We start from the raw sequence: 23227 nt of genomic DNA, 5'->3' as shown, positions 1-23227 counted from the left end.
GACCGCCGTGTTCAAAGTTGTGAATTCACAGCGTGTGAGCATAGAACCACACTGTTAGTGCTAGTGGGAATTGCTAAAAAAGAGGATAATATGGTTGCTAACCCATTGCGATCAGATATATTGTTTCATGGCTATTATGGTCGTATGAACACAGGGGATGATGCATTCATAGAGGTTGCTTCTTGGGGAGCGTTAAAATATTGGAGAAAATCTAATAATGTATTTTTATGTAATAAGAATAGGCTCCCTTTGACTTGTACTAAAGTTAGAGGTTATCCGCTCAGCATTCCTAAGTCGTATCGTGTTCAGAGTAGATTGTTACTCCAGTTTACCGACTATTTTGTTTCGGCTGGCGGGTCAACCTTAAATAAAAAAATTAGAAAATACGAGATAAAAGACCTAGCTAAAAAAATGAAAGAAAGTAACAGTAATATAAAGCTAGGTGCAATAGGTGTTTCAATTGGGCCTTTTTTTACAGCGGAAGATGAGCTGTCCACTGTTGAATATTTGAAGAGTATTGATTTTTTAGCTGTGCGTGATGAAGAATCTTTTAAATATGCATCTAGCCTTAATCTTCCATATAAAGTAGTCAATTCTTTTGACTTGGCAGCATTGTTACCCAATATATATGGTTTGAAAAATAATGATAAACGAGATAAAAAAGTCATAGGAATAAGTGTGTGCCCTTATGAAAGTGTTGTAAAAAATCATGACATAAAAAGTGAGCATAAAAGAAATGCCAACATGGTGGAGCTGCTCAAACTGCTAGATCGACAAAGTAACATTCATATGAAATTTTTTGTTATCAATGGGGAGGCACGTTTGGGCGATGAAAAGCTAACACGAGAAACTGTTAGTCTTGTTTCACCTAAAAGTTTTGAAATAATCCCTTACTCCAAAAATACATACACTATGTGGAATCAAATAGCCAAATGTGATTTCGTGATTTCCACACGACTTCATGCCGCTATCTTCGCTTGTTTTTCAAATACTCCTTTCATGCTCAATGAGTATCATAGGAAGTGCGCAAATTTCCTAAGTGATATTGATCATGATGAAAGTCTTAGATTGTTCAATAATGAGTATGAACCTAAGGAAAAAGCAAAAAAGATAATAGACATTATCGAAAATAAAGATATATACTCCGAACCAAAAAACCTAGAAAAAATGAAAAAGAAAGCTGAGCTAAACTTTACAGGCGTTGATATTTAAAATGTTCTCTGTTGTCATACCGTTGTATAATAAAGAATTGAGCATCAATGAGACTGTTCAGTCTGTTCTTTGTCAAAGCTATCAGTTGTTTGAGGTTATAATAGTAAATGATGGCTCTACTGATAATAGTGTTAGTGTGGTTGAAGGTATTGAGGACGATAGAGTACGTATAGTACACCAAGATAATCAGGGCGTTTCCACTGCTCGCAATATTGGAATCAAAGAAGCTAAATATGATTGGATAGCTTTTTTAGATGCAGATGATGTATGGGAGCAATATCATCTTGAAGAAATAAGTAAAATGATAAAAAAATTTCCCGATGAAAAAGTTTTCACCACAACATTTAAATACTCAGATGAAAAGCCTATTATTAATCATTCTCACAAAAAATCCATTTATAAGGTAGAAGATTATTTTGATATTGCTTTGAAAGAGAGTATCATTTGTTCAAGCAATGCTGTAATTAATCGGTCATGCTTAGAAAAAGTTGGTATGTTCGATTCTAGAATTCATTATGGTGAAGATTTAGATCTTTGGGCCCGGCTAGCATGTGATTTCCATATTGTAAAATCTAAGTTGGTAACTGCTACCTACAGGATTGATGCGGAGAACAGAGCAGGGTTGGCGAAAAATGTAAAAGCTAGTGTTGCGTATCATATCGATTTAAGAAATGCAAAAACAAAAGAAGAAAGAGAATACTTATTGAAGCTTGTTCTTGAGAGGATGGTTGCATATATCCGAAGATATAAAATAAAAAATTTTTTAATTTTAAAAAAAAGGCACCCAGAGATAAGCTATAAAAATGTTGTTGCTTTTGCTGTTTTTCGAATTATAGATAAAATAATAAAAAATAAATAATCTACCCGTCGTAAAGCCTGTGCAATCAATGTTGAATGACCACGTGGGGTCATATATTAAGTGAATCCCTAGATAAGTGGTTATTCAAAATTAATCGTGTGGTCGACTCCGTAGCCACTGAGTAGTCGATTGACCTCGTTGCAGATATGATAAAACATGAGGTACGCACTCAACGGCAGCTATGCATACTTCATCTACCGTCATAGAATCTCAATCAGGTTCTGCTCCGGTGAGTAAGCAGATAAGTAGTCAAAGTGCACATGGTGCGACATCCACACCATAATCCTCCGTCTGAAGGACTTAAATGCCCCCTAATTTCTCTGCACACCCAGCATTAGTTGCGTAGGGTGTGCAGAAACTAGGGGGTCATTACAATGCTGCGCTGAGCTTCCTCGATCCAGCCTTCGTTCTCAGAAACTATGAGTTCATACTGGCGAGGCACTTCAGCAGCCGTGGTTTTGCACTTTAAAATGCCCATGTCAACGGCTGCTTTGCGCTTCGCGGTCCAGCGTTTGACGGTGGGTTCGTTGCTCATCGCGTCCTCCTGATCGCTGCACTATAGTCTGGAAAGCTCTCAAGGGGGCACGTCACAGAGTACCTTTTTTTGGTTCTTCGTCGTTTCATGTGGATTTGGCCTGATCGAACAGGCGGCCCACCGGGCTGCCAATCAGGTAGATCATGGCGATGAAGTTGGCCTCGTTCCGGTAACCCCGTGCGCGTGACCGAGCCGCCTGAAACAGACCGCTCATGCCTTCCAGTCGTGCGTTCGTCAGTCCCGAAATCCAACGCCTGACCAACGCATCGGCGTGGCGCTCCAACGTCGCCAGGGCTTTTCCCATCGGCTTCAGCAATGGCTTCTCCGAGACCGCCGCCTTCATGACCTTGAGGTAGTTCGTGATGCGCCATCGAGCCGCGCGTGGCGTCGGCGCCTTCTGGATCCAGCGCAGCTTCTCCTTGATCACCCAGGCATCGGACGTGGCGCTCTGATCGGCGAGCAGTTCCTGGAGCGCCGCCAGTTGCTTAGGTGTCAGATTCTCGTTTTCCAGGCTCTTCAGCAGGGCCCAGCGCAGCGACTTGGGGTGCTCCTGCTCGCGGCGCTCTTTCTTGCGCACCTCGTCCAGTCGCTTGGTGAAGGTCTGCACGATATGGAACCAGTCGACCGTGACCTCGGCCTTGGGAAGGTACTCAGCCACGCCGCTGAGGAAGGCTTGTGACATGTCGCAGACGACCTCGACCACGTTGTCCGGATCGCCGCCATGGGCCGCCAGGAAGGCGCTAAAGGCCTCGATGGCATCCTTGCCGTGGCCGGGAACGGCGAAGATCACCGGCTCCTGCTTGCGTTGCATATCAAGGAACACCGTCACATAGCGCTGACCGCGCCGGGACGCGGTTTCGTCCACGCCGACGGTGGCCACGTTGCTCAGATCCAGCTGCCCCAGCATCCGACCGACGTAGTGATGCACGATGCGCCACAGCCGCTTGTCGGAGATCTCCAGCTGTCGGGAGACGGCCAACACCGGCATCTCCTTGACCAGTGACATGGCCGCCTGCTCGAACAGCAGGGTGAAGTCGCTGCCCGGCCTCGCCCAAGGGACCTCGATACGCTTGACGCCATGCTCCGGGCACTTGGTACGCGGCACGCGAGCATGCAGGTAGCAGTGATGCTGGAAGAAGTTCAGGTGCCGCCACGTCTTGTCAGCGAAGTCATGAGCCGGACAGGCCTCGCCGCACTCAGGGCAGGGGTAGAGGCTACCACGCTCGGCCTCGACGTAGAGGTCCAGACGGTGGGGCGATACGGAGGTATCCAGGTGCTGGTCCTTGAGAATCCAGGGCGCTTCCAGGCCCAGGCCGAGGGTCAGAATCTGGGTGCCGTCCATGTCGTACCTCCTGTCGTCGTGGAGGTCATATCCTGGCCCAGCTCAGCCCGGCTTATTCATGAGGGCGGCCTGAAAACAAAGATAGCGGATGATATTCTCTTGAGAAATCAGAACGTTCCGGCAAGAACCTGATTCCAGAGGACCATCCGCTATGGGTGAAAGCGTATCTCCCTGGATTCCGTCCTGCAACGGGTCCATCCGCGTTGAGCTCGACGGCCATCGCACCACCAGCGACAGCGGCGCTCTGCTGCTGCGTGAAGCCCTCGACAACAGCGGCGTGATCGAGGCGCTGGAGGACAACCTGGTCGATCCGCGCCACCCGCTGCGTATCCGCCACTCGCTGGCCAGTCAGCTGCGCACCCTCGTGTTGCAGCGTGCGATGGGATGGATCGACCTCAGCGATACCGATACATTGCGTCGTGACCCGCTCTGGCAACTGGCCTGCAGCGATGCTCGCGGGACGACGCCATTGGCACAAGATCGACCGTCTCAAGCTACGTTGTCGCGGCTGCTGAGCTGCCTCGGGCGCAACGACAATATCGATGCCGTGCACGAAGGTCTGCTGCGGCTGGTGGTCTGGCGCCTGACCGCGCTGCAGAACGGTGAGCGTCCCAAGCATCTGACCCTGGACATCGACGGCCTGCCGATCGAGGTGCATGGCCACCAAGGCGGGTCGGCCTTTCACGGACTTTACGGTGCCCGCATCTACTCGCCGCTGGTCGCCTCGCTGGCCGAAACCGGCGACATGGTGGGCGGCCTGCTGCGCGAGGGCAACGCTGGCCCGGCTGAGAACGCCGATACTTGGATCCCGCATCTGGTGCGGCGACTCAACGAGAGCACGGGGGCCCAGGTGCGCGTGCGCATCGATGCGGGCTTCACCGACAACGCGACGCTGGAAGCCCTGGAAGATCGCAGCATCGAGTATCTGGGCCGGCTGCGCAGCCATACTGGCCTGCAGAAGCTGGCGGCACCGTACCTGAAGCGGCCACGAGGCCGGCCACCCGAACAGCCTCGGGAGTGGTGCCACGACCTTGAGTACCAAGCCGGTTCCTGGCCGGCGCCACGGCGCGTGGTGCTGGTGGTACAGGAACGTCCCGATGATCTGCTGCTGCATGCTTTCTTCCTGGTCACCAACCTCGGCAAGTTTCACTGGCCGCCGGAGAAAATTCTGGCGCTCTACCGCAAGCGCGGCAGCGCCGAGGCGCACATGGGCGAGGTGAAGTCGGCGCTCGACGTGCACCTCTCGTCGACCGATCGCGGCGCCTCCACCGTCCAGGACGTGATGGCACGCAACGAGGTGAGCTTGCTGCTGAGCCTCTATGCCTACCAGGTCCTGCATGGCCTGCGCTGCCTGCTGGAGCGGCAGACCCGGCAAGGCTGGAGCCTCAGCCGGATGCGCGAGCAGGTGCTGAAGGTCGCCGCCACGCTGAGGCTGCACGCTCGGCGCATCACCGTTCATCTGGGTGCCGCCGCCGACAAGTGGTGGCCGACGCTGCTGAAGGGGCTGCCGAAGCTGACCGCACTGAGCTGACGCTTCTGCGAGACCACCACAGCATCAGAAAGCAAGCGACCGGAGAGGCGGGCGGCGATCACGGCTGCTTGGGCGGCCGCAATTGATTCCAAAAAGCTATAAGAAAGCGGGAAAGGGTCCGCATTCTGGCATTACTCAACGACCATTCGCGCTGAAGAAGCCAGTCCTGATGAGCGATGCTGCCAGCCAGCACTTTAAGACCGCCCGATCAGCGCCCTCGTGAATGAGGCGGGCTCAGGGGACGAATTCCACACCCAACGACGAAGAGCCCTTTTTTTGGCTTGAGGAGAGTGCTCTTGTCTTGCCATGTTCCCCCCTACAAGGTGGCAGTATTGCGATGATCAATTGAGCGTAGCCTGCCTTATTATTTCGAATCGGAATGTGAGAAAAAGTGTTAACCATGTTGCTGCTCATAAATGTTTTGTTTTTTTCTTTTATTATATCTTTTGGGGTATTTGATCCGGTTTTTGGGGTAAGGCCTGGGTTTGGGTTAGTTGATTTTTCAGCCGCATCTTTAGTTTTAATTATTTTTATCTATTATCATAGGGTGTTAGTTGAAAAAATAGATAAGAGTGTTGTTTATTTAGCGCTGCTAGTTGTTGCTTTATTTGTATCTTCATCATTTTATGGTTACTCTGATAATGGGAGATATGTTTTTAATTTCAAGTTGTTTGTCATGGTTCTTTTGTATTCTTCTTTATTAGTTCATTTTAAAAAAAATCCTAGGCATATTCATTATAGCCTGTTGTCTTATAGTTTTGGTGTGGTTTCTTTGATAATCATATTGAACACTGCCTTATCATCTGAGATGCTTTTCAACAAAGGACGGTTATGGATATTTGGTGAAAATCCAAATTCTACAAGCGCGCGATTTTCTCTAGCAGCTATTTATCTGGTTTATATTTCAATCTATAACCCTTTAAAATGGCCTTTGATTCGCAGCTTCTCTTTTATTTTGTCACTACCAATAATGTATACTGTTTTACAATCAGGATCCCGCGGGTCAGTCATCTCTTTAGTGTTTAGCCTTATAATACTGCTGTATTTTTCACATATGAAAAAAGTGTATAAAATATTGTTAACTTTAGTTTTAATGGCTGTTGCCCCCAAAGTTCTTGATGTGTTTATTAATTCAGGAAGCATAGCTGATCGTCTTAGTGAAACTTTTAATGAAGGCGGCTTAGGAGCAAGAGAAGAAATTTGGTTACATGCGTTAGATATTTTTTATAATAATCCCATATTTGGAGTTGGGGAAGCTGGTTACTTTAATGAGATGAAAAAAATAGCTGGTAGGGCTGTAGATGCACATAATTTAATAATTTATCTTTTAGCTTCTGGTGGAGTTATATCATTCTTTTTGTTTTCTTTGTTTTATAGAAAACTCCTTGTTAATTCGGTTGTTATATTTAAAAGTCATGATGCTTTGCCTTTTCTTTTGCTATTAAATGTAACCCTAGTTTCTTTGAAAACCGGGGGCGCGCTAACTTACTCCATAATGTGGTTTGTTTTCTCTATTGTCTCTGCTTACCCTCGGCGTGAAGTGCCCCCGCCCAAAGCGGCACAGACTATAGTGCAGCGATCAGGAGGGCAGTATGAGCATCGAACCCACGGTTAAACGCTGGTCCGCCAAGCGCAATACAGTCGTGTTCATGGAGATTCTTAAGGGAAATTCCACGGTTGCTGAAGTGGCTCGGCAATATGAGCTCACCGTTTTTGTGGCCGTATAATGACCCCCTGCTTAAGTAACCGGCAGCTTGACACACCTTCCGCGAAAGTCCCCGGCCGGCCGCATTGAGGTGACCCCCTTCAGAGCTGCACAGGCTTCAGTGCAGCGATCAGTTGAGGAAAATGACGCGGATGTAGTTGATTCGTACCTTGGCCGCATGGCGCCCTGACATAAGTGGCTAACGGGGGGGCACGATAGCTGACCGCATCGCGTTGAAACCCTTCGCTCGCTGCTATCTGGAGCTGCATGACGAGTTCGCGGATCTGGATGTAATGATCAAGACCATCGTCGATGAGCAGGTACCAGAGCTGGTATCGCTAACGGTGGTGGGCTATGAGTTGGCAGCCCAGTTGTCGATCACGGCGGGTGATAATCTGGATCGAATTGGTTCAGAAGCCAGTTTTGCGGGGCTATGTGGCGCCAGTCTCATACCAGTCTCCTAGTACTACAGTCGTAACTGAATAAGCTAAAATGCATGTGGTTGATATGGAAGCGATCACAGGGTGAAGGATGCAAGAACTGGATCTCTCTGTCTCAGCATTGTTGGATGACCTGGCAGATCGGTTAGGCCCGCTCTTTCCGGGTTCGGAAACGCGCGATCGCGCACTACGCTACCTCCAGGGTCTGCTCAGTCAGTGCGAACGTAAGAATAGCTGGCATCTTGCCGAGTGGCTCGGCGATGCCACCCCAGATGGGGTGCAGTACCTGTTGGATCGCGCCCGCTGGGGTGCGGACGCAGCCCGCGATATTCTCCGCCAATGGGTCATCGATTGTAATGACCCCCTAGTTTCTGCACACCCTACGCAACTAATGCTGGGTGTGCCCGGGGTGCCACATAATCGAGAGACTGATGTGGCCGCTCTTCGTTGTAGTATCGGATCCAGCGGTCGATCACTACCCTGGCTTGGCCCAGCGACTCGAAGCGATGGAGCCAGATGCACTCTTCCTTTAAGGAACGGAAGAAGCGCTCGACGAGCCCGTTCTGCTCAGGGGTATACGGCGTCGTGAACTCCTGCGTCAGCCCATACGCCTTCACCGTGCCCGTGTAGTGCCGGCTGCTGAAGACCAGCCCGTTGTCGGAGCGTAGTGCCAGCGGTTGCTGAACGCGTCCCAGCGCTCCCAGCCGTTAGATCAGCGCTTCCTCCAACGCCGCCTCCGCGGTCTTGCTGCTGCCATTGTCCGATAATCGCCAGCCGAGGATCTCACGCGTGCAGCAGTCGATGACCACAGCCAGGCTAGCTCGCCGATCCTTGCCACACCACACGTGGGTGAGATCGGTCGCCCATCGCTCATCAGGCCTCAAGGCGACGGACGGCAGACTCCTGGCTCGCGGGCGGAAGCCCTGCGGCCGCTTGCGCACCTGCCAGCCTTTCAACTGCAGGATGCGTTGTATTGGCTTGCGATTCTCACCCAAAACGCACGCCAGCCGGCGATAGCCATAGGTGGGAAACCGCTCCAGGGTCAGCTTCACCCGTGCCGCCAGATCGTCATTGATGACACGCTGCCGCGGCTTGGGCCGGTAATACAGGCTTCGCCGGGGGAACCCAAGCCACCGGCAGAGCTTAACGAGCGATACCACATGGCCTTCCTAGGCCATTTCCGCCTGCAGCGACCTTACGAGCTCTCGTCCTCGTCGAGCAGGCGGCGCCACTTTTTAGTGCGTAGATCTGCAGATGGGCCTCGCCCAGCGCCTCCTTGGTTTCTCGGAGCTCGAACTCGTACTGCTCACGGATATTCTTGGGACGGGCCTCAGGGAAAATGCATGAAAAACCGCTCTACGACGGGCTTCGTAGCGCTTTACCAGTAGGAGCTTATGTGGTCATCTAGCAGCTTTTGCTCATGGATGATCCGATGCTGACACCGTCTCTTATGCACCATTTATCGATTGTTCCCGACTTCCGCCAGGCGTGGAAAGTGCAGCATCAGTTGTCAGACATCTTGTTCCTGACCGTCTGTGCGGTGATCTGTGGTGCTGAAGGTTGGGACGAGATAGAGGATTTTGGCCATGCGAAGCTCGATTTTCTGCGACAGTACGGCGATTTTGAAGCTGGCGTCCCAAGCCACGACACCTTGGCCAGGGTGATGGCTCTGGTCAATGCCGAGCAGCTGCAATGTGCGTTCGCCGAGTGGATGAAGGCCTGCCATGACGTCACTGATGGAGCAGTGGTGGCCATCGATGGCAAGACCCTGCGCGGCTCGTACTGCCGTGGTAAAGGCAAGGGTGCGATTCCACATGGTCAGCGCCTTCAGCGCCGCGAATGGTGTCGTCTTGGGACAGGTGAAGACGGCACAGAAGTCCAATGAGATTACGGCGATTCCCGAACTGCTCAAGCTATTCAATCTGCAAGGCTGTCTGGTAACGATCGATGCCATGGGATGCCAGAAGAAAATCGCCACTCAGGTCCTGCAGAAGGGGGCTGATTACTTGCTATCGGTGAAGGGCAACCAGCCAGCCCTGGCTGACGCCTTCGAGGCTGCATTCCCGATAGCCAAGGTAGCGAGCTTTGCGGGTGACTCGTATGTCACGGACGAAAAGAACCGCGGCCGACAAGAGACGCGCTATCACATCGTGAGTGAGCTTACCGAAGAATTTCAGGAGCTTAGCTATGAATGGCCAGGCTTGAAAACGGTGGGAGTGGTGATGAGCTTCCGCCAAGAGGGTGACGAAGCCCCTGAAGAGCCGATGATCCGCTACTACATCAGCTCAGCCGATCTCAGCGCTAAAAAGCTCGCTGAAGCGGCCCGCCAGCATTGGTATGTCGAGAATAAGCTCCATTGGTCTTTAGACGTCGCTCTCCGTGAGGATGCCTGCAAAATCCATCGCGGACAGGCGGCAGAAAATCTCGCCAGGGTCCGGCATATCGCGCTGAATTACCTGAAAGGTGAGAAGTCTTTCAAGGGTGGAATTCGGCGAAAACAGAAGAAAGCCGCGCTGGACGAGACGTACCTTGCCGACGTTCTCGCGGTGTAGGTTTTTTCATGCGTTTTCCCTGCCTAGCGTATGGCTCTCGGTGGGACGCGAAGGGGTATTCCAAGCTGTAACCCCTTCGATGCCTGAAACGTTATATCGCGCGAGAGATATACTACGTGCTGCGCCACCGTCACCGAGAGATCGACCAGGCACAAATCGCCACCTGACACATAGAAGGGCGTCCGCGGTAGCCAGTATTGCTCGATCCTATACCAGCCGTTGCTGACCCAGCACGATCTCCGGCGCAGCAAGAGCGCCAAGGGTAACTTCTATGATAATGCCTGCGCGGAGAACGTCTTTCGCAGACTCAAGGCCGAAGCCATTCACGGCGAGCGATTCGCAACCCGGGAAGCCATGCGACGACAGGTGTTCGAGTACATTGAAATGGACTACAACCGGCAGCGCCGGCACAGTGTAGTGGGGGTGATCAGCTTGGAGGCCTTCAAAGCCCGAATGATCGCTCAGATCGATGTCCACAAGTGCTGTGTAGGATAACTCGACGGTTGACCTTCTTCTTGTTCAGATTTTCTGCCTGGGCGAACGAGATCTGCTTCTACTGATGGCTCTGTCAGCTGGTGATAGGTAGGTAAAATTTACCCCGCCAGTGGCAATTAAGCAGTTGCGATGAGATCTGTACAGCGCTTACACAATGGAATCTTATCATATGAGTAAAAGTCTACTGTTACATGCATGGGCTTTAGAGAAAAAGAACGGCCAATATTATTTGCCTTTTAGTCATTGGGCTTACCTAAATCAGATAATTAAATATTACGATGAGGTTGTGCTGCTTTCCGTTTGTAAGCAACTTGATTTTGACGAAAATGAGACTGGCATAGAGATTAGTCAGCTCGGTGAGAGTGAGATTTCCGTATATGAGCTTCCATTTAGCAATGGATATGTCGGCTCGATTCAACATTTTTTCTCATATGTAAAGGGTTATTGGTTAACTCGAAACGTTGATGAGTATTATGCTCGCTATCCTGCCCCTTTTGGTTGGCTCCAAAAAGTTTTTGGGAAAAATAAAAAGCGGATAATACACTTTGTTGGTGATCCAGTTGATGCTGCAAAAAAAAATCCAAATTTCAGCAAAATTAAAAAAACTGTTTTAGTGAAAGGTTTTTATTTTGAAAATTTTTTATACAAGTGGGCTTGTAAAGGGGCTGCTGTATACACAAATGGTAATCACTTGTCTGAGAAGTTGGGTAGAAAAGAAATAAAAGCTACCCCGTTAATATCTTCAACTTTAACAAGTGATGATTTTTATTTTAAAGATAAAAACATCTTGCCTAACAAAGCTAAATTTGTTTATTTAGGATATCTGAGGACTGCAAAAGGTATTGAAACTATTGTGCGTGCTTTCGCGCTATTTAATAATAAAAATCCTGGTAGCTCATTAACTATAATTGGAACTGGTGAAATAGAGAGCTGGTTGAAGAGGGTTGTAAAAGAAGTAAACATTGAAAATGTTCGTTTTCTTGGCCACATAGAAGAACGTAAAAAAATTAACGAAGAGCTAAGGTCTGCTGATATATTTCTTTTCGGCTCCTTATCTGAAGGTTCTCCAAGAGTTATATTAGAAGCAATGGCTAACGGACTCGCAGTCATCAGTACACCAGTAGGAAGTCTGCCAGATATTTTTGAAGATAAAAAAAATATATGCTTCGCGGAGTTTAATGACCCAAATAGTTTTTATGAAAATATGATTTCGCTTTCGCAAGATAGTGAGAGCTATAATAAAATAAGAGCTGATGCCTACAGGAAGTCAAAAAACTTTACTCTAGATAAGTTCATAAAGAGAATTTTCTATGAATAAATTAAGAATTTCTATTCTTTATTCTTGGTTTGTTAGGACAATAACATGCTTTCTCCCCAATCACCCTATCTTTATGAGGCTTAGAGGTTTTCTATATTCGTTAATGATGAGGGAATGCGGTTGTAATTTCCAGGTCTCTTCAACTGTTATTTTAAATTCTCTATCGGGAATGCGAGTGGGAAGTAATGTCTATATAGCGCCAAATAACGTATTTATAACTGATGATATATACATTGAAGATAATGTTATTCTAGGGCCTGGAGGTGTGTATAGCAGTGGTGATCATCAGTTTGATGGCGAGTCATTTAGGTGGCTGCCTTCTAAATCAAAGGGCTCGCTTATCATAAAACAGGGCTCTTGGGTTGCCGCAAATTGTACTATTACAACAGGTGCGATATTGCCTTGCGAATCGGTCTTGGCTGCCGGTTCAGTACTTAATCGACCTATGCATAATGATAGGAAAGTCTATGGAGGTGCTCCAGCTAAGGAAATTGGTGAGGTGAAAATTACTTCATTTTAAATTTGCTTTGAAACTGTAAAAAATAAGGCACCATGTAATGAAAGTTATATATCTTCATCAATATTTCACCACTCCCGAAATGTCTGGCGGCACCCGTTCTTATGAGATGGCTCGCCGTATGGTGGCCGCTGGGCATGAGGTTCACATGGTCACCAGCTACCGTGAGATGAATACTCCTGAAAAGAGTTGGTTCAAAACAGAGGAATCCGGTATTCATGTACACTGGTATCCAGTTCCCTATTCTAACAATATGAGTTTTTTACAACGGATTAAGGCGTTTTTTGACTTTGCCATGGCTGCTCGCAAAAAAGCTGTGAAGCTGGGTGGTGATATTATTTTCGCGAGTAGTACTCCTTTGACTATCGCTTTGCCTGCTGTTCCTGCATCTCGAAAAAACAAGATCCCACTAGTTTTCGAAGTACGAGACTTATGGCCTGAGATGCCCATTGCTGTAGGCGCACTTCAAAATCCCCTTTTAAAGTTTGCAGCCCATAAGTTAGAGCTTTGGGCCTACCGTAACTCCCAAGCAGTTGTGGCTCTTTCTCCCGGCATGAAAGAAGGTGTGGTCCGTACAGGCTTCCCGGCAGAGAAGGTGGCGGTGATTCCCAATGGCTGTGATAATGTAGAATTCCAATTCGATGCTAGCGCAGCAGTAAGATTTCGTAAGGAGCGAAACTGGCTAGGGAGTAGCCCTCTATTTGTATATGCGGGTACCTTCGGTAAGGTTAATGGTGTTGATTATATAATTGATGTCGCAGAACAACTTTTAAAAATAGAGTCAGAAATTAAGATTTTGCTGGTTGGTAGTGGGGCCGAACGTGAAAAAACAATTCAGATGGCTAAGAAAAAAAAGGTTTATGAGAAAAATGTATTTATTGAAGGCGCTATGCCAAAAAGTGAAATTCCTGGTTTATTGAGTGCGGCAACTATGGCATCAAATCTAGTAATTGATTTGCCTGAGGCTAGGGCAAACTCTGCAAATAAGTTCTTCGATACATTAGCATCTGGCACCCCCATTTTTATTAATCATGGTGGATGGATGCATGAACTGGTAAAGTCTACTGGTTGTGGTCTTGCGATGTGGCAGAAATCGCCCGCGGATGTTGCTGTTGAATTAGATTCAAAAATGCAAGATCCTCAGTGGCTAGAAAAAGCAGGACGTGCGGCTCGCCAGCTTGCAGAGGAAAATTTTGACCGGGAAAAGCTAGCGGACGAATTGATACGGGTACTTCAAGCGGTAAAAAATAAATGCCCTGAAAGGGCGGCTTATATTTCACCAGGTTGTTATTGATTTTTATATAACAAATAAATGTTAGGTTTTGGTTTAAAATTTGATATTTAAGAAGGTGCTCTATGATTAAGCGACTTTTCGATTTTTTATCCTCTGCTGTAGGCCTGGTGATTTTCTCCCCACTAATATTAGTTGTAGCTATCAAAATTTATCGAAAGCTTGGCTACCCGGTTTTCTTCCGTCAGGTGCGTCCCGGATTAAATGGCAAACCCTTCGAGATGATTAAGTTTCGCACTATGCTTGATGCCTTAGACAAAAATGGCAATCCTCTGCCGGATGAGGAGCGCATAACGCGTTTTGGAAACATTTTGCGCACTACTAGTCTGGATGAACTGCCACAGCTTTGGAATGTACTTAAAGGAGACATGAGTCTTGTCGGGCCGCGACCACTGTTTATGAAATACTTGCCACTTTATAGTGCTGAACAGTATAGGCGCCACGAAGTTCGACCTGGTGTGACGGGATGGGCCCAGGTAAACGGGCGTAATGCGCTGAGCTGGGGTAAGAAATTCGAAATGGATGTGTGGTATGTCGATAACCACTCGCTAGGACTGGATCTGAAGATCCTGTGGTTAACCATTAAAAAGGTGGTAGCGCGTGATGGTATTTCATCCGAAGGGCATGTGACGGCGGAGCACTTCCGAGGAAACGAGTAGTGAGGCTAGCGATTCTAGGGGCCAGCGGCCACGGCAAGGTAGTTGCCGATACGGCATTACAAGCCGGTTGGAAGGAGGTGGTCTTCTTTGATGATGCTTGGCCGCGGGTTAGTGAAAATGGCGCTTGGTCGGTAGCGGGAGGTACTGCAACACTATTCGATACTGCCAATGATTTTGACGGCGTAGTGGTCGGTATTGGTAATAACGCCACTCGCCTCGCCAAGACTCGCAAATTGCTGGCTTCCGGGGCACCCTTGGTCACCATTATTCATCCCAACGCGGTGGTGAGCGCACAGGCTGAGCTAGGTATCGGCAGTGTGGTATTTGCCGGTGTGGTAATTCAGGCAGATTGCTACGTGGGTATGGCCTGCATCGTCAATACCCGAGCCTCGTTAGATCATGACTGCACGCTGGCCGATGGGGTACATATCTCCCCCGGTGCGGCCCTAGCTGGGTACGTGAAAGTGGGAGAGGGCGCGTGGGTTGGCATTGGTGCTGCGGTAAAGCAACTCGTTAGTATTGGCAGGCATGCCGTAGTAGGTGCCGGCGCAGCCGTAATTAAAGATGTGGCCGCTGGTAGCACTGTAGTTGGTGTGCCCGCCAGGCCGGTGTGAGTAAATAACTCTTCATGCAGCCTGCGGGTCGCCCGCCTTTGGGGTCAGCCCCCGCAATCAGCTAACATTTTCGGCTAGCGATTGCCGTGCTTGACGGTTACAAGTGGGTCTCACCGCACACGCTAGCTTGGTTATCTACCATGGTGGTTTAGATGCTAAACGGACCTTTTTCGCCTTGGCCCTCCTTTACTAATGAAGAGGCCGAGGTTGTGCAGCGGGTGCTGCTCTCCAACCAGGTTAACTACTGGACTGGCCAGGAGGGGCGTGCATTCGAGCGAGAGTTCGCAAAGTATGCCCAAACGGAATACGCCATCGCTGTTTCCAATGGCACTACCGCGCTGGACCTCGCCTTGAAGGGGCTAGGGATAGGAGAGGGCGATGGTCGGGGCCGCGATGAGGTGATCGTCACCTCGCGTACTTTCCTGGCCTCTGCCTCCAGCATCGCTCTCGCCGGGGCGGTGCCGGTATTCGCCGATGTGGATCGTGACTCCCAGAATATTACTGCCGCTACGGTGGCCGAGAAGGTCACTCCCAATACCCGCGCGATACTCGCCGTGCATCTGGCAGGTTGGCCCTGCGAGATGGATGACTTGATGGCGCTGGCCGAGGAGCACAGCCTCTATGTGATCGAGGATTGCGCCCAGGCACATGGCGCTACATATCATGGGCGCAGCGTGGGCAGCATCGGCCATATAGGTTGTTGGTCTTTCTGCCAGGACAAGATCATGACCACCGGCGGGGAAGGGGGCATGGTCACCACAAGCGATGAGGCGCTGTGGGGCAGGATGTGGGCCTACAAGGATCACGGCAAGAGTTGGGAAGCCGTGTACGAGAGAGAACATCCGCCTGGCTTCCGTTGGCTTCACGAAAGCTTCGGCACCAACTGGCGTCTTACCGAGATGCAGGCAGCCATCGGTCGCATTCAGTTGGCTCGCATGCCGCAGTGGAAGGCGGCGCGCCAGGTCAATGCGCAGCGGATTTGGAAGGTGGCAAGCGAGTGCCCCGGGTTACGGGTGCCATTTATTCCCGAGCATATCGAGCATGCGGCCTACAAGTGCTATGTGTTTGTAGAACCGGAGCAGCTGGCTGAGGGCTGGAATCGCGATCGTATCCAGACGGCAATCGTCGAGCGGGGTGTGCCATGTTTCTCGGGCTCCTGCTCCGAGGTCTATCTTGAGAAGGCCTTCGATGGCTTATCGAGTAATCCCGGCTGGCGGCCCGAACACCGCTTGCCCGTGGCGCGCGAGCTGGGTGAGACCAGCCTGATGTTTCTGTGCCACCCCACGCTAACCGAGGCCGAGATCGACAAGACCTGCGAGGTGATTCGTGAGGTGATGGCTGAGGCTATCAGTTAATGGTGGCGTGCACCTCTTTAGTAGACTCTGCCATGCTATCTGCCGCTGGCCGCTCCCGTCCATTGGCTGCCAGGCTAACCAATGTATGAGCTGATCAAGAGTGTTGCGGCGCATTGGTTAATGCCGTTACCAATCATTCTTTCGCTGGTGACGCTCGGACTGTTTCTGGCGTCGCGTCACCGCCGTCTGGGGCTCGGCGTTGTGGGGGGCGGCCTGTTGCTACTGCTGTTGGTCAGTTGGCCGCCGGTGACTGACCGGCTGCTGGCACCGTTGGAACAGTGCTATCCGGCACTGATGGAGTTGCCCAACGATGACTCGCTGGCCGCGGTGGTGGTGTTGGGCGGTGGTTGGCAGCCGGAGGCGCCACGCTCCAGTGTGGGGCGACTTAGCGATAGTTCTGCCATTCGCTTGATGGAGGGAGTTCGCCTTTGGCGTCAGCGCCCTGAATTGCTACTGATGGTTTCCGGTGCCAGCAGTGACTCGACGGTTCCTGCTGTGGCGAAAGGCTATACGACCGCTGCCATGGATCTTGGCGTGCCGGAGGCGCAGCTTCGCCTATTGGATTGGCCCACCGATACCGGCCAGGAGGCCCAGGCGGTGCGGGATGAACTGGGGGAGGGCGCTAGGATAGTACTGGTGACTTCGGCCTCGCATATGCCGCGGGCGATGCGCCACTTCCAGCGGGCGGGTCTCGATCCCGTAGCAGCGCCTACCCACTATCTGACGCAACACACGCCCAGGAGCACGTTGCGTGATTGGGTACCGTCGGCCAGTGAGCTGCGCAAGACCGAGCGTGTGGTATATGAGGCTCTGGGGTTGCTGGCGGTGCGCTGGGAGCAGCCGTAAGCGAGGTTTGCATGGATAGGCCTGGTAGCCAATACCCATCGGCTTTGTTGTCAGGTTCCGGCACCAATCGCCCGGGGACCCGCGCTCTTACAAGGCATCTTCAAGTAAATGTGCGACAAGACTAACGGGCGCCTATCGGCGCCATCGCCCGGGGGGCCGGCCTCCCACAAGGTGGCGAAACCCCCAGTGGGTAGAGGAGTATGCCTCCTATCTACAGGCTTCACGTCACTCTGCGATGAATCTTTTTTTAAGACACAGTTTTCGATCATAGGATGTAACGCATGTTGAATCTGGATAACGTGCGCCTGGGCGTCATTGGCCTGGGCTATGTGGGGCTGCCGCTGGCGGTGGAATTTGGGAAGGTGCTGCCCACCGTGGGGTTCGATATCAATGCCCGGCGCATCGGTGAGCTGCGCGATGGGGTGGATCACACGCTGGAGGTGGAGCCGGAGCTGCTGGCGCAGGCGACACAGCTGTCGTTCTCGAGCGAGCTGGAGGCGCTGCGGGAGTGCAACGTCTATATCGTGACCGTGCCGACCCCCATCGATGCCAGCCGCCGGCCGGATCTCACGCCCCTGGTTCGTGCCAGTGAGACTTTGGGCCAGGTGGTGGGTCAGGGCGATGTGGTGATCTATGAGTCTACCGTCTACCCCGGTGCCACCGAGGAGGCCTGCATCCCGGTGGTGGAGCGGGTGTCTGGGTTGATCTACAACCAGGATTTCTATGCCGGGTATAGCCCGGAGCGGATCAACCCCGGCGACAAGGAGCACCGCGTTACCACCATCAAGAAGGTGACCTCGGGCTCCACGCCGGAGGTGGCCGAGTTCGTGGATGCCCTCTATCGCCGGGTGATCACCGCCGGTACCCACCAGGCGAGCTCCATCGCCGTGGCCGAGGCCGCCAAGGTGATCGAGAACACCCAGCGCGACGTGAATATCGCCCTGATCAACGAGTTGGCGGTGATCTTCAATCGCCTGGGGATCGATACCGAAGAGGTGCTGGAAGCGGCCGGTACCAAATGGAACTTCCTGCCGTTTCGGCCGGGGTTGGTGGGTGGTCACTGCATCGGCGTGGACCCCTACTACCTGACCCACAGGGCTCAGCAGGTTGGCTATCACCCGGAGATGATCCTGGCAGGGCGCCGGCTCAACGATGGCATGGGCGCCTATGTGGCAAGCCAGCTGGTCAAGCAGATGATCAAGCGGCGCATCCATGTGGATGGAGCCCGGGTGCTGGTGCTGGGCCTGGCCTTCAAGGAGAACTGCCCGGATCTGCGCAATACCCGGGTGGTTGATATCCTCAATGAGCTTGCCGAGTACAACGTCCGGGTGGATGTCTTCGACCCCCAGGTCAATGGCGATGAAGCCGAAGCGGAGTACGGTATTCGCCCGGTGGAAACGCCGGAAGAGGGCGCCTATGACGCCACCATCCTGGCCGTGGCTCACCGCGAGTTCTGCGAGCTGGGTGCCGGGGGCATCCGTGCCTGGGGCAAGCCCGAGCAGGTGCTGTACGATCTGAAGTACGCCCTCGACAAGACCCAGGTCGATCTCAGGCTGTAATGATGTAGCAGTTAACGTAGCTGTAGCTGTAGCGTTTCTCACAGCTGTGGCGACTCTCGCACGCCGTGTAAGACATCTCTTACACGGCGTGTCACTTCCGTGGCGTTACTAGCGGCTGAATGCCGGCGCCCTGATTGTTATTATTCCGCGACTTCCCACCTTGCTCACCTCATCCCATGTCTCCTGGATCCTGTGCATCCAGGATTGGGAATGAGAAGGACCGTTCTGTGCTGATAAAGTTGTTTTACCCGCTGTTCCGGCTGCCACGCACCCAGAAGCGCCTGGTGCAGCTGCTGGCGGATGTGGTGCTGATCATCTTCAGCTTCGCCACGGCCATGCTGCTGCGCCTGGATAGCCTGGCCTTCATGGCCCAGCCGGAGGTGTGGCTGGTGCTGCCGGTGATGATTCCGGTGAGCCTGCTGATCTTCATTCGCGTGGGGTTCTACCGCGCGGTGATCCGCTATATGAACCAGAAGGCGGTGAAGGCGGTGCTGGCGGGGGTGGCCGGCTCGGCGATTTCGCTGGCGGTGATCAATGTGCTGCTGAATCTGCCGGTGCCGCGCTCGGTGCCCTTTATCTACGCCATGCTGGCGATGCTGACCATCGGCGGGGTGCGGTTCTTCCTGCGGGCGATCTATCTGCGCGGACAGCTGCGTCACAAGACCCGGGTGCTGATCTACGGTGCCGGTTCGGCGGGTCGTCAGTTGGTGGTGTCGCTGCGTCAGGGGCAGGAGTATGAACCCTGCGCCTTCGTGGATGATGCCCAGGGGCTGCATCGCGCCTTTATCGAAGGGCTGAAGGTCTACCCACCCCAGGCGATACCGAGCCTGATCGAAAACTACGGCATCCAGAAGGTGCTGATGGCCATTCCCAGCAGCAGCCGGGCAAGGCGGCGCGAGATTCTCGAGAGCCTGGAGCCGCTCAGCGTGCCGGTGCAGAGCATCCCCGGCATGAAGGATGTGATCCAGGGCCTGGCCAAGATCAACGAGGTGCGTGACGTGGCGGTGGAGGATCTGCTGGGCCGTGATCCGGTGCCGCCGGATGCCACCCTGATGGGCGCCAATATCCGCGACAAGGTGGTGATGGTGACCGGCGCCGGGGGCTCCATCGGCAGCGAGCTGTGTCGTCAGATCCTGCGTCAGGGGCCGCGTCAGCTGGTCCTGTTGGAGGTCTCGGAGTACAACCTCTACCACGTGGAACAGGACCTGCTGGCCCTTTTGGCACGGGAGGGACTCTCGGTGCCGCTGAAGACGTTGCTGGGCTCGGTGCAGCACCAGGCCCGCCTCGAGGCGGTAATGGCGCACTTCGGCGTGCAGACGGTCTACCATGCGGCGGCCTACAAGCATGTGCCCATGGTGGAGCACAATGTGGTGGAGGGGCTGCTCAACAACGTGATGGGCACCCATGCCTGCGCCGAGGCGGCCATCAACAGTGGGGTCGAGGCCTTCGTACTGGTTTCCACCGACAAGGCGGTGCGTCCGACCAACGTGATGGGCGCCAGCAAGCGGTTGGCCGAGCTGGTATGCCAGGCGCTGGGGGCCGAACAGCATGCCACGCTGTTCTCCATGGTGCGCTTCGGTAATGTGCTGGGCTCCAGCGGCTCGGTGGTTCCGCTGTTCCGTCGCCAGATCGAGGCGGGCGGGCCGATCACCGTGACCCATCCGGATATCACTCGTTACTTCATGACCATCCCAGAGGCCGCTCAGCTGGTCATACAGGCGGGTGCCATGGCGCGTGGCGGCGATGTGTTCGTGCTGGATATGGGCGAGCCGGTCAAGATCGCCGAGCTGGCGGGCCAGATGGTGCGCCTCTCTGGCCTGGAGCCGGCGTTCCCCGACCCCGATGAGATGCTGGAGGGGCAGGATGTCTTCAGGCAGGGCGATATCGATATCGTCTTCACCGGCCTGCGGCCCGGTGAGAAGCTGTATGAAGAGCTGCTGATCGGGGAAGATCCGGGGGAGACCTGTCACACGCGGATCATGACGGCCAACGAGGTCTCGATGCCCTGGGGTGAGATGCGCCAGCTGCTCGAACGCCTGCTGGAGGCCTGTTACCGTTTCGACTATCCGGCACTGCGCGAACTGCTGCTCGAAGCGCCTACCGGTTATCAGCCCAACGATGGCATCGAGGACCTGCTGTGGCAGGCGCAGCAGGCGAGCCTCCAGGAGCAGGAGCAGGAGCAGGAGCGAGGCGACCCGGAGCAGGCAGGCTCGGTCGTGGACATTCGATCAAGGAAACAATCGATGATGTGAGATTTACCTTGATTAACTGGAGCTGATTAATCAAGACACCCGGCCGGGGAGACCCGCGCCGGGTGTCTTGCGTTTTGGGGGCCCAGAAAGCAGGGGGTCATTACAGGGGCCCGTCATCGTTACATGGCGGCGATGGGCACGGCGCCAAAAGATGATTTTTATTCATCTTCATCTTGTTTTTTAGCAGTTTAACTAAAGATCAGAATGGCAACATTATGATTCATATAGACAAATGCTTTCACAGGGTATTGCTTTCTGAGTGACCATAAGACACACTCAGTAACAAAGGTTTACGTTGCTGGGTCGTCGTACCATACTTCCTACTACCTGGCCTCAAGTCACTTGCGGAACGATGGTTGAGCCCGATCATACTGGAGATAAGCATGAACCTAAGGACTGGAAGCGTGGTGTTTGTCTCGGAGCAAAATCCACAGTCAACCCTTTTCATTGAATTTATCAAGAACAATATAAGCTGCTCCATCTCACAACTCTCCCCGAATGAGAAAGCAGACAGCCTTCCGGAAGGCACCGAACTGGTGATCATCGATGCGGGCTACATGGACGAGAGTCTGATGCTGAAGTGGCATGAGTTGGTCATGGAAACGCCGGATGTGCGTATGGCGGCCCTCAATATGCGGGATGAGTCTCATGCGGCAGAATTACTGACGTTCATGCATCTCTCGGGGGTTTTCTACCAGCACGACTCCCTAGAAATGATCTGCAAGGGAATCGATCGGCTTCTCGAGGGGCATCTCTGGATGTCCAGGGCCCTGATGACACGCTTGATCGAGTTCTTCAGAAAGCAGGCGTTGAACTCCTATCGACCCGCCTGTGGGCTTACGCAGCGTGAGCTGGAGATCATCGGCTTGCTGGGGTCGGGGGCAACCAATATGCAGATCGCCGACACCCTCTTTGTCAGTGAGCACACCGTCAAGTCCCACCTGTACAACATCTTCAAGAAAATTGACGTTCATAACAGAACTCAAGCGGTTAACTGGGCCAGACAGAATATCGGGGCCCCGCCTCCGCTGATGAAAATGCATACACGCAGGGGAGAAAAAGGATGCGACAGCGACTCTCTTCAGTAGTGTCTCGCTCTCTGCCGTGTCTCTTTACCCTGGGGGCAATGGTTACCCTGGGGGGAATGGTCGCTGTTAGTTCCCCTGCCCAGGGGCAGGTTGAATCCGGGGGGCTGGCTCAGGGCCAGGGCCTTATCGCCAACCAGGAGGAGGGTGTGGCGGAGGAGCCCGGCCAGGCGGAAGAGGAGTTGAAGCAGCAGTTTCGGCTTGGAGAGCCCGGGATTTCGGGAGTGCTGATCGATCGCACCATCACCATGACGGGCAAGACCTTCTTTCGGCAGTTTAGCCAATTGAGCCTCGCCAGGCCGGTGATTTCGGAGGCCAACCTCGCTGTCTACGAGAGGCCCTCGGCAAGATGGGGAAGTCAGGTCTGGATCACTCTGGATAATCAGGTGGTGTTCGAGGCAACGATGCCTCCGCGGCTCAGTGATATAGATGACTATGTCGAAGTGGCCATCGAGCAGGTGGAACAGCGAGTTATCAGAGAGTCCATCCTTCAGGCGCTTGGCAATGATCCTGATTTAGCTGACGAAGAAATCTAGCTTACGCAGGCTTATCTCGCACAGGTTTATCTCGCACAGGCTAACTCGCTTAGGTGAATGGTATAGGTGAGTGGTAAAGGCGAGTGGTATAGGAGAGTAATAATGAAAGCGAAGCATATCGTATCCGCAGCACTCGTCGCCGGCGTGGCACTCACGGCGAGCCTGGTCCATGCGGGGGAGATGATCTACAGGCCCATCAACCCCTCCTTCGGCGGTGACCCCTTGGTGGGCAACTACCTGTTGGGCAAGGCCCAGGCCCAGGATGACAACACCGATCCCAATGCTCCGGATTTCGGTGGGTTTTCCGAAACCGATCTGTTTCTTCAGGACCTGAGGGCGGGGCTGGTGGAAGATGCCATTACTGATGCCGTGAAAGGTGAGCCAGGGCGCACCAGCGTGATCGACAGCTCCAACCTGAAGATCAGGATTCGCAGCCTGGGTGGGGGTTGAAGTGGTCCCCATCCTTCGGACCACCTGACAGGTCAGCTAAGCTCGGATCGGGACATCATCGGCGTCAGGCCGCC

General features: G+C 52.6%; 21 protein-coding genes and 5 pseudogenes. 21 read left to right on the top strand and 5 right to left on the bottom strand.

The features are described 5' to 3' along the window. Positions 1-90: 90 nt before the first annotated feature. Both Q0894_RS00895 and Q0894_RS00890 read left to right on the top strand, forming a co-directional pair. Positions 91-1212 carry a polysaccharide pyruvyl transferase family protein gene (locus tag Q0894_RS00895; RefSeq protein WP_299230653.1) on the top strand — a complete coding sequence of 374 codons (1122 nt, stop codon included), beginning with the start codon at positions 91-93 and terminating at the stop codon, positions 1210-1212. A gap of 1 nt (position 1213) precedes the next feature. Next, on the top strand, positions 1214-2071 hold the full coding sequence (locus tag Q0894_RS00890; RefSeq protein ID WP_299230651.1) for a glycosyltransferase family 2 protein: 858 nt from the start codon (positions 1214-1216) through the stop codon (positions 2069-2071). 80 nt (positions 2072-2151) lie between these two features. On the opposite strand, the pseudogene Q0894_RS00885 reads toward Q0894_RS00890, so the two are convergent. From Q0894_RS00885 to Q0894_RS00875, 3 genes and pseudogenes are all read right to left on the bottom strand, one after another. Continuing rightward, positions 2152-2373, bottom strand: a pseudogene (locus Q0894_RS00885) (IS630 family transposase); the annotation flags it as partial. 56 nt (positions 2374-2429) lie between these two features. After that, positions 2430-2606 (bottom strand): DUF1153 domain-containing protein, encoded by a 177-nt coding sequence (locus tag Q0894_RS00880; RefSeq protein ID WP_299230649.1) that lies wholly within the window; start codon positions 2604-2606, stop codon positions 2430-2432. A gap of 85 nt (positions 2607-2691) precedes the next feature. After that, complete coding sequence (locus tag Q0894_RS00875) at positions 2692-3948, bottom strand: ISL3 family transposase (protein ID WP_299230647.1); 1257 nt, start codon at positions 3946-3948, stop codon at positions 2692-2694. A 151-nt stretch (positions 3949-4099) separates the two neighbouring features. Between Q0894_RS00875 and Q0894_RS00870 the strand changes: the two genes are divergently transcribed. From Q0894_RS00870 to Q0894_RS00850, 5 genes and pseudogenes are all read left to right on the top strand, one after another. Further along, positions 4100-5479 carry an IS1380 family transposase gene (locus Q0894_RS00870; protein ID WP_299230645.1) on the top strand — a complete coding sequence of 460 codons (1380 nt, stop codon included), beginning with the start codon at positions 4100-4102 and terminating at the stop codon, positions 5477-5479. A gap of 400 nt (positions 5480-5879) precedes the next feature. After that, positions 5880-7094, top strand: a complete 1215-nt coding sequence (locus tag Q0894_RS00865) for an O-antigen ligase family protein (RefSeq protein ID WP_299230643.1) — start codon at positions 5880-5882, stop codon at positions 7092-7094. Further along, a complete protein-coding gene (locus tag Q0894_RS00860; protein ID WP_299230641.1) occupies positions 7072-7206 on the top strand; it encodes a hypothetical protein in 135 nt (44 codons plus the stop codon). The genes Q0894_RS00865 and Q0894_RS00860 overlap by 23 nt, the downstream gene beginning before the upstream one ends. A gap of 106 nt (positions 7207-7312) precedes the next feature. Next, a pseudogene (locus tag Q0894_RS00855) lies at positions 7313-7645 on the top strand (IS110 family transposase); the annotation flags it as partial. Between the two features lie 133 nt (positions 7646-7778). Next, a pseudogene (locus Q0894_RS00850) lies at positions 7779-7976 on the top strand (transposase); the annotation flags it as partial. A gap of 28 nt (positions 7977-8004) precedes the next feature. On the opposite strand, the gene Q0894_RS15730 reads toward Q0894_RS00850, so the two are convergent. Together Q0894_RS15730 and Q0894_RS00845 are read right to left on the bottom strand one after the other, a co-directional pair. Further along, a complete protein-coding gene (locus tag Q0894_RS15730) occupies positions 8005-8241 on the bottom strand; it encodes an integrase core domain-containing protein (RefSeq protein ID WP_195687626.1) in 237 nt (78 codons plus the stop codon). Positions 8242-8331: 90 nt separating this feature from the next. Then, positions 8332-8784 carry a DDE-type integrase/transposase/recombinase gene (locus Q0894_RS00845; protein ID WP_299230639.1) on the bottom strand — a complete coding sequence of 151 codons (453 nt, stop codon included), beginning with the start codon at positions 8782-8784 and terminating at the stop codon, positions 8332-8334. A gap of 272 nt (positions 8785-9056) precedes the next feature. Between Q0894_RS00845 and Q0894_RS00840 the strand changes: the two are divergent. The 14 genes and pseudogenes from Q0894_RS00840 (at position 9057) to Q0894_RS00775 (ending at position 23153) form a co-directional block, all read left to right on the top strand. Further along, positions 9057-10176: pseudogene (locus Q0894_RS00840) on the top strand (ISAs1 family transposase). Positions 10177-10359: 183 nt separating this feature from the next. After that, positions 10360-10671, top strand: a pseudogene (locus Q0894_RS00835) (IS3 family transposase); the annotation flags it as partial. Positions 10672-10840: 169 nt separating this feature from the next. Continuing rightward, positions 10841-11989 (top strand): glycosyltransferase family 4 protein, encoded by a 1149-nt coding sequence (locus Q0894_RS00830; RefSeq protein ID WP_299230637.1) that lies wholly within the window; start codon positions 10841-10843, stop codon positions 11987-11989. Continuing rightward, the gene (locus Q0894_RS00825; RefSeq protein ID WP_299230635.1) at positions 11982-12509 is read left to right on the top strand and encodes a hypothetical protein; all 528 of its coding nucleotides are present in this window, start codon (positions 11982-11984) and stop codon (positions 12507-12509) included. The genes Q0894_RS00830 and Q0894_RS00825 overlap by 8 nt, the downstream gene beginning before the upstream one ends. A 37-nt stretch (positions 12510-12546) precedes the next feature. Then, positions 12547-13800, top strand: a complete 1254-nt coding sequence (locus tag Q0894_RS00820) for a glycosyltransferase family 4 protein (RefSeq protein WP_299230633.1) — start codon at positions 12547-12549, stop codon at positions 13798-13800. A 62-nt stretch (positions 13801-13862) separates the two neighbouring features. Continuing rightward, a complete protein-coding gene (locus Q0894_RS00815; RefSeq protein WP_299230631.1) occupies positions 13863-14456 on the top strand; it encodes a sugar transferase in 594 nt (197 codons plus the stop codon). Beyond that, complete coding sequence (locus Q0894_RS00810; RefSeq protein ID WP_299230630.1) at positions 14456-15070, top strand: acetyltransferase; 615 nt, start codon at positions 14456-14458, stop codon at positions 15068-15070. Before Q0894_RS00815 ends, Q0894_RS00810 begins: the two co-directional genes overlap by 1 nt. Before the next feature lie 152 nt (positions 15071-15222). Further along, on the top strand, positions 15223-16425 hold the full coding sequence (locus Q0894_RS00805; protein WP_299230628.1) for a DegT/DnrJ/EryC1/StrS aminotransferase family protein: 1203 nt from the start codon (positions 15223-15225) through the stop codon (positions 16423-16425). 120 nt (positions 16426-16545) lie between these two features. Next, a complete protein-coding gene (locus tag Q0894_RS00800; RefSeq protein WP_299230626.1) occupies positions 16546-17271 on the top strand; it encodes an ElyC/SanA/YdcF family protein in 726 nt (241 codons plus the stop codon). A gap of 281 nt (positions 17272-17552) precedes the next feature. Beyond that, a complete protein-coding gene (gene tviB / locus Q0894_RS00795) occupies positions 17553-18830 on the top strand; it encodes a Vi polysaccharide biosynthesis UDP-N-acetylglucosamine C-6 dehydrogenase TviB (RefSeq protein WP_299230624.1) in 1278 nt (425 codons plus the stop codon). 227 nt (positions 18831-19057) lie between these two features. Continuing rightward, on the top strand, positions 19058-21082 hold the full coding sequence (locus Q0894_RS00790; RefSeq protein ID WP_299230622.1) for a nucleoside-diphosphate sugar epimerase/dehydratase: 2025 nt from the start codon (positions 19058-19060) through the stop codon (positions 21080-21082). 383 nt (positions 21083-21465) lie between these two features. Next, positions 21466-22170: a LuxR C-terminal-related transcriptional regulator gene (locus tag Q0894_RS00785; RefSeq protein ID WP_299230620.1), complete on the top strand. Its 705-nt coding sequence runs from the start codon at positions 21466-21468 to the stop codon at positions 22168-22170. A 146-nt stretch (positions 22171-22316) separates the two neighbouring features. After that, positions 22317-22703, top strand: a complete 387-nt coding sequence (locus Q0894_RS00780; protein WP_299230619.1) for a CsgE family curli-type amyloid fiber assembly protein — start codon at positions 22317-22319, stop codon at positions 22701-22703. Between the two features lie 102 nt (positions 22704-22805). Then, on the top strand, positions 22806-23153 hold the full coding sequence (locus Q0894_RS00775) for a curli assembly protein CsgF (RefSeq protein ID WP_299230617.1): 348 nt from the start codon (positions 22806-22808) through the stop codon (positions 23151-23153). Positions 23154-23227 lie beyond the last annotated feature (74 nt).

This window comes from uncultured Halomonas sp. (assembly GCF_947501415.1).
In the GTDB taxonomy this organism is placed as follows: domain Bacteria; phylum Pseudomonadota; class Gammaproteobacteria; order Pseudomonadales; family Halomonadaceae; genus Halomonas.
The sequence above is the reverse complement of the archived record's forward strand: the minus strand, read 5'-3'. Positions and strand labels throughout refer to the sequence as shown.

What these genes read in the sequence shown, in the direction of transcription:
- Q0894_RS00895 (WP_299230653.1), top strand. Translation starts at nt 91, where the DNA reads ATGGTTGCTAACCCATTGCGATCAGATATATTGTTTCATGGCTATTAT.
- Q0894_RS00775 (WP_299230617.1), top strand. Translation starts at nt 22,806, where the DNA reads ATGAAAGCGAAGCATATCGTATCCGCAGCACTCGTCGCCGGCGTGGCA.
- Q0894_RS00805 (WP_299230628.1), top strand. Translation starts at nt 15,223, where the DNA reads ATGCTAAACGGACCTTTTTCGCCTTGGCCCTCCTTTACTAATGAAGAG.
- Q0894_RS00870 (WP_299230645.1), top strand. Translation starts at nt 4,100, where the DNA reads ATGGGTGAAAGCGTATCTCCCTGGATTCCGTCCTGCAACGGGTCCATC.
- Q0894_RS00785 (WP_299230620.1), top strand. Translation starts at nt 21,466, where the DNA reads ATGAACCTAAGGACTGGAAGCGTGGTGTTTGTCTCGGAGCAAAATCCA.
- Q0894_RS00800 (WP_299230626.1), top strand. Translation starts at nt 16,546, where the DNA reads ATGCCGTTACCAATCATTCTTTCGCTGGTGACGCTCGGACTGTTTCTG.
- Q0894_RS00890 (WP_299230651.1), top strand. Translation starts at nt 1,214, where the DNA reads ATGTTCTCTGTTGTCATACCGTTGTATAATAAAGAATTGAGCATCAAT.
- Q0894_RS00825 (WP_299230635.1), top strand. Translation starts at nt 11,982, where the DNA reads ATGAATAAATTAAGAATTTCTATTCTTTATTCTTGGTTTGTTAGGACA.
- Q0894_RS00830 (WP_299230637.1), top strand. Translation starts at nt 10,841, where the DNA reads ATGAGTAAAAGTCTACTGTTACATGCATGGGCTTTAGAGAAAAAGAAC.
- Q0894_RS00820 (WP_299230633.1), top strand. Translation starts at nt 12,547, where the DNA reads ATGAAAGTTATATATCTTCATCAATATTTCACCACTCCCGAAATGTCT.
- Q0894_RS00875 (WP_299230647.1), bottom strand. Translation starts at nt 3,948, where the DNA reads ATGGACGGCACCCAGATTCTGACCCTCGGCCTGGGCCTGGAAGCGCCC.
- tviB (WP_299230624.1), top strand. Translation starts at nt 17,553, where the DNA reads ATGTTGAATCTGGATAACGTGCGCCTGGGCGTCATTGGCCTGGGCTAT.
- Q0894_RS00815 (WP_299230631.1), top strand. Translation starts at nt 13,863, where the DNA reads ATGATTAAGCGACTTTTCGATTTTTTATCCTCTGCTGTAGGCCTGGTG.
- Q0894_RS00880 (WP_299230649.1), bottom strand. Translation starts at nt 2,606, where the DNA reads ATGAGCAACGAACCCACCGTCAAACGCTGGACCGCGAAGCGCAAAGCA.
- Q0894_RS00865 (WP_299230643.1), top strand. Translation starts at nt 5,880, where the DNA reads ATGTTGCTGCTCATAAATGTTTTGTTTTTTTCTTTTATTATATCTTTT.
- Q0894_RS00860 (WP_299230641.1), top strand. Translation starts at nt 7,072, where the DNA reads ATGAGCATCGAACCCACGGTTAAACGCTGGTCCGCCAAGCGCAATACA.